We start from the raw sequence: 12,458 nt of genomic DNA, 5'->3' as shown, positions 1-12,458 counted from the left end.
ACAAAGCGCCACAACGGTGCAGAATTCTGGTCCGCTGCGCACTTTGATGTCACGGAATGGATCCCAGGGTCTGCGCTGGGTCGCTACGCTCCTTGCTCCGCCCCAGGATGACGAAGCCGTCCGAGGGGCTTCGGCCAACCTCAACCGGTTGCGACAGCCCATTCGGTCAACTTCAGGCGTTAGGCTACTTGCTTGCCTTGGCCCGTTCGATCGCCTCGACGATCATCTTCTTGGCGTAGGCGGCGTCGTGCCAGCCCTCGATCTTGACCCATTTGCCGGGTTCGAGATCCTTGTAGTGCTCGAAGAAGTGCTGCACCTGCTGGCGGGTGATGTCGGGCAGGTGCGTGTAGTCGGTGACGTTCTCGTAGCGCAGCGTCAGCTTGGGCGAAGGCACCGCGATGATCTTTTCGTCGAGGCCGGAATTGTCCTCCATCACCAGCACGCCAATCGGCCGCACATTGATGACGCAGCCCGGCACCAGCGCGCGCGTGTTGCAGACCAGCACGTCGATCGGGTCGCCGTCACCCGACAGCGTGTGCGGCACGAAGCCGTAATTGCCGGGATAGCGCATCGAGGTGTGCAGGAAGCGGTCGACGAACAGCGTGCCGGCCTCCTTGTCCATCTCGTACTTGATCGGCTCGCCGCCGATCGGCACCTCGATGATGACGTTGATGTCCTCCGGCGGGTTCTTTCCGATGGCGATGGCTTCGATACGCATGGCTTTTGTCCCTCTTTCGATTGGAGACCGATAGCGGGCAGCGGCGCATGGTGCAATGCGGCGAATGGTACTGAAATCGGCTGAGGGTGCTGGCAAGAGGCGTGTCGAGCCGTCATTCCCAGACGAAGGCGACCTTCTTCAGAGCCTTCTGCTCAAAAACCTCGACGCCCTCGGCGACGTCGCGGCCGCCGGCGCCGGCATAGAAGGTGAGCGCGTTCTGGTTGTCCTCCAGCGCCCACACCACCATGCCTTTCAGCCCGTGGTCTGCCAGTCGCGCCCGTGCGGCCGAGAATAGCCGGCTGCCGAGCCCGATGCCCTGATATTCCGGGCGCACGTAGAGTTCGTAGATCTCGCCCTGCTGCTTGAGCTCGCGGGCGCGGTTCTTGCCGATCGTCGCGTAGCCGGCAACCTTGCCGCCGATCTCGACAACCAGGACGGTGGCGGCGCGGCGGATGGCGTTCGCCCACCAGTCGGCGCCGCGGCGGTTGATCATCGATGTCAGCGTGCGATGCGGGATGATGCCGGAGTAGGCGCCGCGCCAGGCCAGCAGGTGCACGTCGGCGATGGCGCTTGCGTCGCGCGGCTCGGCTTTCCTGATGTCGATGCTCAGCGTCTTCATGATTGGTTAACCATAAACCCGGATCGCCCGATTGCAAGAGTCCGGTCAGCGGCTCCCAAGCTTTCGCACAGACGATAGACGTGCCGTTGAGTGCTGAAAAAACCGTTCGTAGCGACTCAGATTTCGACCAGATGGTCGTCGAGTTCGTTGCTGTCGCCAGAAGAAACCGGGAAATGCTCGGCCAGCACCGCAGCCGTCGCTTCGATCGCCCTGATGAAGCCGTCGGCGAGACGATCGTCGCGGGCATGCGCGGTAAGGTCGCGGACGACGCCGTCCCAGACATCCTGGCCGACGCGGCTGTCGATGCCGCTGTCGGCGATCACTTCGGCGTAGTGCTCGGCAATCGAAACGAAGACCAGCACGCCGGTGCGCGCCGTGGTGCGGTGGACGTTGCGGGCGAGGAACTGCTTTATCGCATTGGCGTGCGCGGCCTGGTAACGCAGCCGTCTCGGCACCAGGTGGATGCGCAAGCCGGGCAGCGCCCACAACAGCACAAGCACCGAGGCCATCGCCAGAAGCTGGGCGATGACGAAATGCGGCAAGCGGATCGACAGCCACCACGCTTCCAGCCCGTAGCTGACGGCGAGGCTGACGACGAGCATCGCCAGCGTCGCCATGAAGGCAGCCGGAAAGAAATAGCCGTCGCTGGCATAGGCGACCACGCAGTAGATTTCGCCGTCGGTCTTTGATTCGGCGACGCGGATCGCCTTGGCGATGCGGTCATGGTCCTCGGGGCTGATCGGTCGAGTTGCCATGTCGTGTCTCACCAGCTTCCTGAAGATCCGCCGCCACCGGACGAGCCGCCGCCGCCCGAAAAGCCGCCACCGCCTGAGCCTCCTCCGCCCGACGACCAGCCGCCCCCGCCGGACGACCAGCCGCCAGAAGATCGCCGGCCCGGCTCGAAGGTCATGCCCAGCCAGCGATAGCGGCCGGGGCCGAGTTTCCGGCCGAAGATCGGCGGCAGGATGGAGGCGGCGATGCTGCCGAAGAAGATGATCGCCCAGATGCTTATGAAGATCGCAAAGAACAGATCGTCGGTGTTGAACGGCGGCTGCTGGTTGCGGGTCCCGCGCGCTTCCAGTTCTTCCGGATTGCCTTCCAGCACCATGACCATGTCGTCGACGGCCTTCATTATGCCGCCGGAGAAATCGCCGGCGCGGAAGGCCGGCACCATGTCGTTTTCGATGATCAGCCTGGTGTGCAGGTCGGTAAGCGTGCCTTCCAGCCCGTAGCCGACCTCGATGCGCATCTTGCGGTCGTCTTTGGCGACCAGCAAAAGCACGCCATTGTCCTCGCCGGCCTGGCCGAGCTTCCAGGCGCGGAACAGCCGGTTGGCGTAGGGCTCGATTTCCTCGCCGTCGAGGCCAGGAAGCGTCGCGACGACGATCTGGTCAGAGCTCTCGGCCTCGAAATCCGCAAGCTTCCGGGTCAGCGCCGCTTCGGTTGCGGCGTCGATGATGCCGGCATTGTCGACGACCCGCCCGGTCAGGGCAGGCAATTCGGCGGAGAAAGCGGTGAGGGGGAGGAAGAGGGCTAAGTAGAGAAGGGCTAGAGCAACCGGCAGGAATGCAAGGCTTGCGTTCCGTCCCACCCCCCTCTGTCCTGCCGGACATCTCCCCCTCAAGGGGGGAGATCGGCCGTCATAATGGCTTTCGCAAACCTCCAACGTTGCAAGGGAGGCGCCTTCGACAGAGCTGCCAATCTCCCCCCTTGAGGGGGAGATGTCCGGCAGGACAGAGGGGGGTGGGACGAAGTACAAGGTCAATGGAACTGCGCTCGCTAAGCGCCGATCACCCGCCCTGCTGCGTGCCAAAATCGACCTTCGGCGTCTGCATCTTGTCTTCCTCGATGGTGAAATTGGCGAATGGCTGATTGTCGCGGAACCACAGGGTCGCCCAAATCACCGACGGGAAGGTCCTCAGCGTCAGATTATACTCCCGCACCGCCTCGATATAGTCGCGGCGGGCGACCGAGATGCGGTTCTCGGTGCCTTCGAGCTGCGCCTGCAGCGCCAGAAAATTCTGGTTGGCCTTGAGGTCGGGATAATTCTCCACCACTGCCAGCAACCGCGACAGCGCGCTGGTCAGGCCGGCTTGACTGTCCTGGAATCTCTTGACCGCTTCCGGATCGCTCAGCGTGTCGGGCGTCACCGTCACCTGCGTCGCCTTGGCGCGCGCCTCGACCACGGCATCGAGCGTATCCTTCTCATGCGCCGCATAGCCCTTGACCGTCTCGACCAGGTTGGGAATGAGATCGGCGCGGCGCTGGTACTGGTTCAGCACCTGGCTCCATGCGGCCTTGGCGTTTTCCTCCGCCGTCGGAATGGTGTTGTAGCCGCAGCCGGCCAGCAGCGGCAGCACGATCGCCATCATCAGCAAGGCAGGCAGGTTGCGGAAGACGGAAGGGGAGGAAAGGGCAGGCATGGAAAAATCCCTCAACAGACTGACGGGCGAAGCATTACCACCAATCCGCGCGCAAGAACATAACCTCAACCTGGGGCGCTGCTGGTGCTTTGGCATTCACTGTCAGGCCCTGTAACTGGCCGGGCGAACAGGTTAAAGTCGCTGCGAAAACAGGGCATAGCCATGGCGGGACGCCAGGACAGCGACGACGAATCGCGCCGCATCATCGAGCGCGTGGCAAGTGAAACCGACCCGGCCTCGTCCGTAGCGCGGACCGCGAAGGGCGCGCGCGATCACGTCACTGCTGCAGACGCCGACCGGGCGGACCCGATCGAATATTGGGGCACGCGCATCGGCCGGGCGCTGGGGCTCATCGTCGGCATTGGCCTGTTGATCTGGCTCGTGCTTTTCATCATCCAGAGTTAGGAACCTCGTGAGCACCGAAGAACACGACGCGCCGCGCGCGGTCATCGTCATTTCCAGCCATGTCGCGCGCGGCTCGGTCGGCAACCGCGCCGCGGTCTTTGCGCTGGAGACGCTGGGATTTCCGGTGTGGGCGGTGCCGACCGTCATCCTGCCCTGGCATCCGGGCCATGGACGGGCGACGCGCATCGTGCCGCCGCTCGATCAATTCAGGGCGCTGATGGCCGATCTTGAGCGCGCGCCATGGCTGGGCGAGGTCGGCGCGGTGCTGTCCGGCTATCTCGGCGAAGGCGGTCAGGCCGACGCCGTCGCCTCGCTGGTCGGCGCGGTCAAGGCGAAGACGCCGGACGCCGTCTATATCTGCGACCCGGTGATGGGCGATTCGGGCGGGCTCTATGTGCCGGAGACGACCGCCACTGCGATGCGCGACCGGCTGATGCCGATCGCCGACATCGCCACCCCCAACCGCTACGAGTTGGAATGGATGGCGGGAGCGCCGCTGCCCGACCTCAAAGCGGTGATGGCGGCCGCCCTTCAGGCCGGGCCGTCGACCATGCTGGTCACTTCGGCGCCGGCGATGATGGCCGGCGGCACCGGCAATCTGCTGCTCAACGGCAACCAGGCGCTGCTCGCCGAGCATCGCCTCATCGACAAGCCGCCCAACGGGCTCGGCGACCTGACGGCGGCCGTCTATCTGGCGCGCATCCTGTCCGGCCAGCCGGCGATCAAGGCACTGCAGTCGACCACGGCGGCGGTCTACGAGATTCTGGCGCGCACCGCCAAGCGAGGCGGCGACGAATTGCAGCTCGAAACCGATGCACAGAGCCTGTCGCACCCGATGGCGATGGTGCAGCTTCGCCATCTCCTGCATCCGGGGCGGGACAAAAGAGCGTGACCGTTGTCGGCGTCGACGGCTGCAGGGCCGGCTGGATCGCCGTTCGCCGCGATCCGGGCGCAGCCCCCTCGGTAGCCGTTTTTCCAAGCTTCGCAGCACTGCTTGACGCATTGCCGGCCGATGCGACAGTCGCCGTCGACATGCCGATCGGCCTGCCCGATGTTTCACAAAAGGGTGGCCGCGGGCCCGAATCGCTGGTGCGGCCGCTACTCGGCAACAGGCAATCGAGTGTCTTCGCCATCCCCTCGCGTGCGGCGCTTTACACGCATACGGACGGCTTCACCACGATCGAGGCCTGGCATGCCGCGCATCGCCAGGCAAGCGAAGTGGCCAAGGCGACCTCCGATCCGCCGCGCGGCGTCTCGATCCAGGCTTTTGGTATCTTTGCCAAGATCCGCGACATCGATGCCGTGTTGATCGCACGTCCCGAACTGCGCCGCCGCGTCTTCGAATCGCATCCGGAAGTCGCCTTCTGCCGGCTGAACGAGGATCAGGCGATGCGCTTGCCGAAGAAGATCAAGGGCGCCGTCAACCCGGCCGGCATGGCGGAACGCAAGGCGCTGCTTTGCCGGCACGGTTATGTCAGGGGCTTTCTCGACCGGACGCCGCCGCCAGGCGCTGCTGCCGACGACTTTCTCGACGCCGCAGCGATGATGCTGATCGCCGGCCGCATCGCCAGCGGCGAGGCAAGGCCGTTTCCGGATCCGCCGCTCACCGACCGTTTTGGCATCCCTGTGGCGATCTGGGCATGAATTTCTTCGCCCCGTCTATCGGCGAGCCAATCGCATTGGCGAATGGCAACCACGTCCTTCGCGATTCGGCATTGCTCGCGACCGGCTTTTGCCGCTAGAGCCTTCCTGACCTAAAGAGCTGCCGCCTAACCCCGAAAGGCTCCAGACGCCGCCAATGCCTCATCTCCCTGACCATCTGCTCACCGGCTACCGCAATTTCATGAGTGGCCGCTATCTCGCCGAAAGCGGACGCTATCGCTCGCTTGCTCGCGAGGGCCAGGCCCCCGAAACGATGATCATTGCTTGCTGCGACTCCCGCGCGGCACCCGAGGCGATCTTCGACGCTGGCCCCGGCGAACTCTTCGTGCTGCGCAATGTCGGCAATCTGGTGCCGCCCTATGCGCCCGACGACCAGTTTCACTCGACCTCGGCGGCGCTCGAGTTCGCCGTGCAGAGCCTCAAGGTGAAGAACATCGTGGTGATGGGCCATGGCCGCTGCGGCGGCATCCGCGCAGCACTCGACAGTACGGCCGCGCCGTTGTCGCCCGGCGACTTCATCGGCAAGTGGATGAGCCTGATTGCGCCGGCGGCCGAGACCGTGTCGTCCAGCACCTTCATGACGGCGACCGAGCGGCAGACCGCGCTCGAGCGCATTTCGATCCGCTATTCGATCGCCAATCTCAGGACCTTTCCCTGCGTCTCGATCCTGGAAGGCAAGGGACGGCTGTCGCTGCACGGCGCCTGGTTCGACATCTCGACCGGCGAACTCTGGGTGATGAACAAGGACACCGGCGACTTCGAGCGGCCGGAGATGACGTAGGAGGGTTGCATGGCATGCCGTTCGATCGCTTTGGCCGCAGCGGCGCTTCTGTTTTCAGTCATATCCGCCGGCGCCGACGACGGCGCGCTCATCGGCCGCTGGTATGCGGCGCTGCTGGTCGCCGATCGCACGGAACTGTCGGACCTGCTTGCCGACGACGTCCGGATAAAACTCGACGATCTCGGCGTCATCCAGAGCAAGCAGGAATTCATCGCCTCCATCGACGACTGGGAGGGCGCAGTCGCCGGGGCTGAAATCCGGCATCGCATCGAGAAGGCCGAAAGCGGCGTCACCACGGTGATCGCCTGTTATGATTTCCCCAACAACGACGTGCTGATGCAGGAAACCTTCGCGATCGCCGACAACCGCATCACAGCCAGCTCGCAGGCGGCGATCGCAGAAAACTGCGACAGCTACTGAGCGGCCGCGATATTGCGTGTGGCAAGCCGGCGCCTTACATCGGTGATGCTCCGCCTCATTCCGCACCTAGCGAAAGCCCCCCTTAACGAAAGAATGCCCATGCCGTCCGCCGTCGACCTCGCCACCCATCCGCTGACCACCTGGCAAGGGCCGCTCGGCCTGCCCGATTTCACCCGCATCGGCGACAGCGATTTTTCCGGGGTTTTCGATGCGGCATTGGCGGCGCATGAGGCCGAGATCGAGGCGATAGCGGGCAATGCCGAGACCCCGACCATCGAGAACACGCTTGCGGCACTCGAGCTTGGCGGCGAGGCGCTCGACCATGTCTCGTCGATCTTCTGGTGCCGGGCCGGCGCCCACACCAACGAGGCGATCCAGGCGCTAGAGCGCGACGTCTCGCCAAAGATGTCGCGGCATTTCTCGGCGATCTCGATGAACGAGAGGCTGTTTGCCCGCATCGACGATCTCTACCAGCGCCGCGACTCCCTGAAGCTCGATGCCGAAACGCTGCGGGTGCTGGAAAAGACCTGGAAAAATTTCGTCCGCTCCGGCGCCAGGCTCGACGCCGAGGGCAAGAAACGGCTCGCGGCGATCAATGAGGAACTGTCGTCGCTCGGCACGAATTTCGGCCAGAATCTGCTTGCCGACGAGCGCGACTGGGCGCTGTTCCTCGACGCGGCCGACCTTGCCGGCCTGCCGGAATTCCTGAAAAGCGCGATGGCCGAGGCCGCTGAGATGCGCGGCCAGAAGGGCCGCTATGCCGTCACCCTGTCGCGCTCGATCTACGAGCCGTTCTCGACCTTCTCCGAGCGCCGTGATCTGCGCGAGATTGCCTTCCGCGCCTTCACCATGCGCGGCCAGAACGGCGGCGCCACCGACAACACCGCCGTGGTGCGCGATATGCTGCGCCTGCGCGCCGAAAAGGCGAAGCTGCTAGGCTACGCTTCCTACGCCGCGCTGAAGCTCGACGACACAATGGCAAAGACGCCCGAGGCGGTGCATACGCTGCTCGACCCGGTCTGGGGAAAGGCGGTGGAAAAGGCCGCGAGCGATCAGATCGAATTGCAGCGGCTGGCGGCCGAGGCCGGCAGCAACGAAGAATTCGCCGCCTGGGACTGGCGCTTCTATCAGGAGAAGCTGCGCGCCGAGAAATTCGCCTTCGACGAGGCCGAGCTGAAGCCCTATCTGCAGCTCGACCGCATCATCGACGCCTGTTTCGACGTGGCGACAAAATTGTTCGGCATCAGCTTCGAGGAGAAGCAAGGCATTGCCACGTGGCACCCGGACGCGCGCGTTTTTGTCGTCAGGAATGCCGACGGCAGCGAGCGCGGGCTGTTCCTGGCCGACTATTTCGCGCGGCCCTCAAAGCGCTCCGGCGCCTGGATGAGCGCGCTGAAGTCCGGCTACAAGCTTGGCGATGGCTCCAGGCCGGTCATCTACAACATCATGAATTTCGCCAAGCCGCCGGAGGGCGAGGCAGCGCTTTTGTCGGTCGATGAGGCCAAAACCCTGTTCCACGAATTCGGTCATGCGCTGCATGGCATGCTGACCGAAGTCACCTGGCCATCGGTCGCGGGCACCTCGGTCAGCCGCGATTTCGTCGAACTGCCCTCGCAGCTCTACGAGCACTGGCTGACGGTGCCGGCGGTGCTGGAAAAGCATGCGCTGCACGTGACGACCGGCAAGCCGATGCCGAAGGCGCTGGTCGACAAGATGCTGGCGGCGCGCACTTTTGGCGCCGGCTTCGGCACGGTCGAGTTCACCGCCTCAGCACTGGTCGACATGGCCTACCACGCGCGGCCGGATGCGCCGGACGAGCCGCTTCGATTCGAAGCCGAAACGCTCGAGAAGCTCAACATGCCCGGCACCATCGCCATGCGCCATCGCACCCCGCATTTCGGCCACATATTTGCCGGCGACGGCTATTCGGCCGGCTACTATTCCTATATGTGGTCGGAGGTGCTCGACGCTGACGCTTTCGCCGCCTTCCAGGAGACGGGCGACCCGTTCAATCCAGCGCTGGCCGAGCGGCTCAGGAAAAACATCTATGCCGCCGGCGGTTCCAAGGACCCGGAAGAACTGTACACCGCCTTCCGCGGCAAGATGCCGTCGCCCGAAGCGATGATGGTCAAGCGCGGCCTGGTGTAGAGCGAGGGCCAACGGACCAATCGCCGATCTCGGCGGACCGACGATGTCTGATCAAAAAGCAGGCCACCTTAACGCGGCGCGCTTGGGCCGCCACCCAACGCCTCGACGGCTTTCGCCAGCGCAGCCGGATCGCCTGATATGCGCAGCGTCTTCAGCCGCGCCGTGCCGCCGGCGACGACCGAGACGGCCGACTGCGGCACGCTCAGCGCCTTGGCGACAAGCCGTTCGAGCGCCTGGTTGGCGGCGCCGTTTTCCGGCACGGCACGGACGCGCGCCTTCAGATGGCTTCGCCCGTCTGCCGAGATCTCGATGCCTTCGAGCCTGTCCATCGCCGCTTTCGGCGTCAGCCGGACGAACAGGTCGACGCCGTCGTTACGCGGGCGAAACGGCCCGGTCATGGAACCGCCGTCAGACGACCAGCGGCGCCACCGTGGTGAGCAGGAACTGTCGCAGGAAGAACAGGATCAGAAGCAGGATGATCGGCGAAATATCAATGCCGCCGAGGTCGGGCAGGAAGCGGCGGATCGGCCGCAGCGCCGGCTCGGTCAGCCGGAACAGCATGTTGCTGACGCTATCGACGAACTGGTTGCGCGAGTTGACGACGTTGAAGGCGTAGAGCCAGGAGAAAATCGCCGAAGCGATGATGATCCACCAATAAATGTCAAGCGCCAGGACAATGGTCTGAATGAGGGCTATCATGCCGGTCTCCGATTGTTGCCGACATGTAGCCATTGCAGGCGGAGGCGGCAAGAGCCAGCTTCGCGGCACGGCAGGCCGGTGGCTGGCCGCCCGGCTTTTGGGCAAAACGCCGTCTTGACAGGAAACCGCCGCGCCCGATAAATGCGCCCATTCCGCTGGACGGGGCTGTAGCTCAGCTGGGAGAGCGCGTCGTTCGCAATGACGAGGTCAGGAGTTCGATCCTCCTCAGCTCCACCAGCGGGATGCCATAAGCATCTGATAAGACGTGGTATTTACTTCTCTTTCCCTTTCATCCCCACTTCTATTCCCACTTCCGCGCGTTGCGAGTGCCTGAAAGCAGCGTGGGACGGAATGAAACAGTTTTCCCTATTTGGCCGGCCAGGGGAATGGCTTTTTGCCCGGCTTCCCGGCAGACTTGCAGAAAGTCCAGATCCTTTCGCGCGCGCAACGTCACCGTATGCCGACGAGCGCAGCCGTTGTGTCGCCGTAGCGTCAACCGGCTGAAGCCCGGCGGTGCTTTCTCAGCCGAGTGATTGCCGACCTGTCGACCGTAATCACGCCGCCGCAGTCAATCCGCACGGTGAGTTTGTCCGCTCCGCGATCGATGCGGGTGACGTCCCCAACAAGAACTACTCGGTCGCCGGCCCGGGCTTTGGGTGGCGGCTCTAGCGTGTAAGGATGGTCATAGGATGGAATGCTCACTCTGGCTCGGCCGCTAGGGAGAATGGTGATGACGGTACCTGCTAGCGCAACCTCATCGCCGACCTCAAATTCGCCAGGCATGTTAAGGTGCAGCATGGCCTTCCTCCCGATGCTTTCCTATTTGATGCTTTGCTAAATTAATGCCCGGCCACCGCGTTGGTTGCGTGCAATCCGCTTCGTACGGTTCCGCACATTTCCAAGCTGGATCGCGATGGCGACGGGACCCCGTGCGAAACGCTGTGTTAGCGGAGCCAGCAACCAGCGGGTCTTCCGATCAAACTTCGCGGAATAATGATGGACCTGAGACGCCGGCAAGAGTCGGACAGCGAGCCCCCTGGCCGACCAGACGTTGCGGGGCCGGCTCGCGTCCGCCGGTCTTCTGTCCAGCAATCTACTCACCATCTATTTTAGACACCCCTGAGAGCTTCCATGAGGCGGTGCAGACGACGCTGGCCAGCTTCGACATTCGGGGCGAGGCAAAGTCTGGCCGACCGCTCGAATGAAATTCAGGCTGCGGCGTGCACTCCCCGAAAATGTCACCCGGTTCGACATCGCGATACGCTATCTCCCTGCCGTCCGCTGAAACCAGTGTCACGCGAGCCCGTCCTTCCAGCAGGAAGAAGACATCGCGACCAGTGTCGCCGTGGGAAATGATCAGCTCGTTGTGTCGATAGCTGCGCTCGTGCCACCGTTTGGTCAGCGCGGCGAGGTCGGCATCGCAAAGTCTTGAGATGAAGGCCGGAGAGCCTGTCACAACAGCCTCTTGTTCAATCAGGTGTACTTCATCTTACTCCCTATCCAAGGAAATTTGATGGCCGCAGGCGCCGCTTTCCGGAAAGCAAAACTGGGACGGATTTTTCCAATGTTTTCCCGGTGTGGGAATTCCCACAGCCGAGCCTGGTCCGACTGGCATATCCTTGTTTGCAACATCCAGGCCCGCCGGCTCGTGTTCAAGCAGGCGAAGGGAAAGGGAACGGTCATGAAATTCTTGGCTCCCTTCACAAAACTTGCTGCGGGGTTTCGCAAATTCGTCGCGCCGCGCTACCGGCCGGAGCTTTATTATATGCGTGGCCCGGGGCCAGCCACCGCCCGCCGTGCGGGCACGCCACAGCAAAACCAATCCATCGACCACTACGCCTAACTTGCCTCGCGGACGGCTGACGCTCTCGCCCGGAGTGCCGTTCGCGCCGTTCCGTACCGATCAATTCAGATCAATGAAGGGACGATCTGATCATGGTTGCAATTCATGCTGTCGCAGTTGGTCCATTTCGCAGGTGGTTACGCCTCCACGCCGAGCGAAAGGCTCTGTTATCGGCAACGGACCAGTTGAGCCGTTTACCCGATGGCGTCCTTGGCGACATCGGCATCTCTCGTGACGAAATCATGTGCGCTTTGCAAAGCCCCGCCACCCGCCCTGCGGAGGCAGGTGCGGCCAGCACGATCGAGCGCACCAGGATCGCTTCAGCCTCGATCCCGAACGGTTGGCCGCCTACACTGGCTACGCCTCTGCCGAGACCCCGTTTGGCTGGTCCACGAGCTCGTCGCCTCCTACACTTTCGAATGGTCCCCCTCCCGCCAGGTCCAAGTTGGGTTGTTTCTTGTTGCCGTTTTGGTTCTGTTCAAAGATGAGATTTTACGATGGGTACGAGATGTCCTGTTTGACATCGGCGACGTTTTTTCAAATGGCGCTCTCACGCGGCGCTATATCACCTGACACTTTCTTTACGGGCCAATCACGGTGTTTGAAGACCCTGATGGATTGAAGCTGCACTTGGCTAGCAGCCGCCCCCTGACGTCAGGGCCGTATCTGGAAGAGACCGGGGCATTCCAAGAGATTGTGGCGCGCGCCAGATCGACGAATGGCCCTCTTTGCGGACTGTG

At 63.3% G+C, this 12,458-nt stretch carries 16 protein-coding genes and 1 tRNA gene; 9 read left to right on the top strand and 8 right to left on the bottom strand.

The genetic code is table 11. The features are described from left to right. Positions 1–184: 184 nt before the first annotated feature. From ppa to AC0L15_RS31010, 5 genes are all read right to left on the bottom strand, one after another. Positions 185–718, bottom strand: a complete 534-nt coding sequence (ppa, locus tag AC0L15_RS31030) for an inorganic diphosphatase (protein WP_128181376.1) — start codon at positions 716–718, stop codon at positions 185–187. A 112-nt stretch (positions 719–830) separates the two neighbouring features. Further along, a complete protein-coding gene (locus tag AC0L15_RS31025; RefSeq protein ID WP_023800479.1) occupies positions 831–1,337 on the bottom strand; it encodes a GNAT family N-acetyltransferase in 507 nt (168 codons plus the stop codon). A gap of 116 nt (positions 1,338–1,453) precedes the next feature. Then, positions 1,454–2,092 (bottom strand): TPM domain-containing protein, encoded by a 639-nt coding sequence (locus AC0L15_RS31020; protein ID WP_473498126.1) that lies wholly within the window; start codon positions 2,090–2,092, stop codon positions 1,454–1,456. An 8-nt stretch (positions 2,093–2,100) separates the two neighbouring features. Beyond that, complete coding sequence (locus AC0L15_RS31015; RefSeq protein WP_473498125.1) at positions 2,101–2,928, bottom strand: TPM domain-containing protein; 828 nt, start codon at positions 2,926–2,928, stop codon at positions 2,101–2,103. 199 nt (positions 2,929–3,127) lie between these two features. Further along, entirely contained in the window at positions 3,128–3,760 is a 633-nt protein-coding gene (locus AC0L15_RS31010) for a LemA family protein (protein ID WP_287246981.1), read from the bottom strand. A 162-nt stretch (positions 3,761–3,922) separates the two neighbouring features. On the opposite strand from AC0L15_RS31010, the gene AC0L15_RS31005 reads away from it, so the two are divergent. From AC0L15_RS31005 to AC0L15_RS30980, 6 genes are all read left to right on the top strand, one after another. Beyond that, positions 3,923–4,165: a hypothetical protein gene (locus AC0L15_RS31005; RefSeq protein ID WP_023800482.1), complete on the top strand. Its 243-nt coding sequence runs from the start codon at positions 3,923–3,925 to the stop codon at positions 4,163–4,165. 7 nt (positions 4,166–4,172) lie between these two features. Next, entirely contained in the window at positions 4,173–5,057 is an 885-nt protein-coding gene (gene pdxY, locus AC0L15_RS31000) for a pyridoxal kinase PdxY (RefSeq protein ID WP_287119472.1), read from the top strand. Beyond that, positions 5,054–5,809: a DUF429 domain-containing protein gene (locus AC0L15_RS30995; RefSeq protein ID WP_287246980.1), complete on the top strand. Its 756-nt coding sequence runs from the start codon at positions 5,054–5,056 to the stop codon at positions 5,807–5,809. Before pdxY ends, AC0L15_RS30995 begins: the two co-directional genes overlap by 4 nt. A gap of 154 nt (positions 5,810–5,963) precedes the next feature. Continuing rightward, positions 5,964–6,608 (top strand): carbonic anhydrase, encoded by a 645-nt coding sequence (locus AC0L15_RS30990; protein ID WP_023800486.1) that lies wholly within the window; start codon positions 5,964–5,966, stop codon positions 6,606–6,608. A gap of 9 nt (positions 6,609–6,617) precedes the next feature. Beyond that, positions 6,618–7,028, top strand: a complete 411-nt coding sequence (locus AC0L15_RS30985; RefSeq protein ID WP_287246979.1) for a nuclear transport factor 2 family protein — start codon at positions 6,618–6,620, stop codon at positions 7,026–7,028. Between the two features lie 93 nt (positions 7,029–7,121). After that, entirely contained in the window at positions 7,122–9,176 is a 2,055-nt protein-coding gene (locus AC0L15_RS30980) for a M3 family metallopeptidase (protein ID WP_287246978.1), read from the top strand. A 68-nt stretch (positions 9,177–9,244) separates the two neighbouring features. Here AC0L15_RS30980 and AC0L15_RS30975 read toward each other — a convergent pair whose 3' ends face one another. After that, positions 9,245–9,574, bottom strand: coding sequence for a DUF167 family protein (locus AC0L15_RS30975; protein ID WP_287246977.1), 330 nt, complete (start codon positions 9,572–9,574; stop codon positions 9,245–9,247). A 10-nt stretch (positions 9,575–9,584) separates the two neighbouring features. Next, positions 9,585–9,875: a YggT family protein gene (locus AC0L15_RS30970; protein WP_023800489.1), complete on the bottom strand. Its 291-nt coding sequence runs from the start codon at positions 9,873–9,875 to the stop codon at positions 9,585–9,587. Between the two features lie 161 nt (positions 9,876–10,036). Between AC0L15_RS30970 and AC0L15_RS30965 the strand changes: the two genes are divergently transcribed. Continuing rightward, positions 10,037–10,112, top strand: a tRNA-Ala gene (locus AC0L15_RS30965). A 621-nt stretch (positions 10,113–10,733) separates the two neighbouring features. Then, entirely contained in the window at positions 10,734–10,823 is a 90-nt protein-coding gene (locus tag AC0L15_RS30960; protein WP_128181921.1) for an excalibur calcium-binding domain-containing protein, read from the top strand. 145 nt (positions 10,824–10,968) lie between these two features. Here the strand turns inward: AC0L15_RS30960 and AC0L15_RS30955 are convergent, their stop codons facing one another. Beyond that, positions 10,969–11,331: a Crp/Fnr family transcriptional regulator gene (locus AC0L15_RS30955; RefSeq protein ID WP_473498121.1), complete on the bottom strand. Its 363-nt coding sequence runs from the start codon at positions 11,329–11,331 to the stop codon at positions 10,969–10,971. 57 nt (positions 11,332–11,388) lie between these two features. On the opposite strand from AC0L15_RS30955, the gene AC0L15_RS30950 reads away from it, so the two are divergent. Further along, a complete protein-coding gene (locus tag AC0L15_RS30950) occupies positions 11,389–11,718 on the top strand; it encodes a hypothetical protein (RefSeq protein ID WP_473498127.1) in 330 nt (109 codons plus the stop codon). The last annotated feature ends 740 nt before the right edge of the window (positions 11,719–12,458 follow it).

This window comes from Mesorhizobium sp. WSM4846, assembly GCF_055811415.1.
This window is presented reverse-complemented; position numbering and strand designations above follow the sequence as displayed.

What these genes read in the sequence shown, in the direction of transcription:
- AC0L15_RS30970 (WP_023800489.1), bottom strand. Translation starts at nt 9,875, where the DNA reads ATGATAGCCCTCATTCAGACCATTGTCCTGGCGCTTGACATTTATTGG.
- AC0L15_RS30990 (WP_023800486.1), top strand. Translation starts at nt 5,964, where the DNA reads ATGCCTCATCTCCCTGACCATCTGCTCACCGGCTACCGCAATTTCATG.
- AC0L15_RS31010 (WP_287246981.1), bottom strand. Translation starts at nt 3,760, where the DNA reads ATGCCTGCCCTTTCCTCCCCTTCCGTCTTCCGCAACCTGCCTGCCTTG.
- AC0L15_RS31020 (WP_473498126.1), bottom strand. Translation starts at nt 2,092, where the DNA reads ATGGCAACTCGACCGATCAGCCCCGAGGACCATGACCGCATCGCCAAG.
- ppa (WP_128181376.1), bottom strand. Translation starts at nt 718, where the DNA reads ATGCGTATCGAAGCCATCGCCATCGGAAAGAACCCGCCGGAGGACATC.
- AC0L15_RS31025 (WP_023800479.1), bottom strand. Translation starts at nt 1,337, where the DNA reads ATGAAGACGCTGAGCATCGACATCAGGAAAGCCGAGCCGCGCGACGCA.
- AC0L15_RS31005 (WP_023800482.1), top strand. Translation starts at nt 3,923, where the DNA reads ATGGCGGGACGCCAGGACAGCGACGACGAATCGCGCCGCATCATCGAG.
- AC0L15_RS30985 (WP_287246979.1), top strand. Translation starts at nt 6,618, where the DNA reads ATGGCATGCCGTTCGATCGCTTTGGCCGCAGCGGCGCTTCTGTTTTCA.
- AC0L15_RS30980 (WP_287246978.1), top strand. Translation starts at nt 7,122, where the DNA reads ATGCCCATGCCGTCCGCCGTCGACCTCGCCACCCATCCGCTGACCACC.
- AC0L15_RS30975 (WP_287246977.1), bottom strand. Translation starts at nt 9,574, where the DNA reads ATGACCGGGCCGTTTCGCCCGCGTAACGACGGCGTCGACCTGTTCGTC.
- AC0L15_RS30950 (WP_473498127.1), top strand. Translation starts at nt 11,389, where the DNA reads ATGGCCGCAGGCGCCGCTTTCCGGAAAGCAAAACTGGGACGGATTTTT.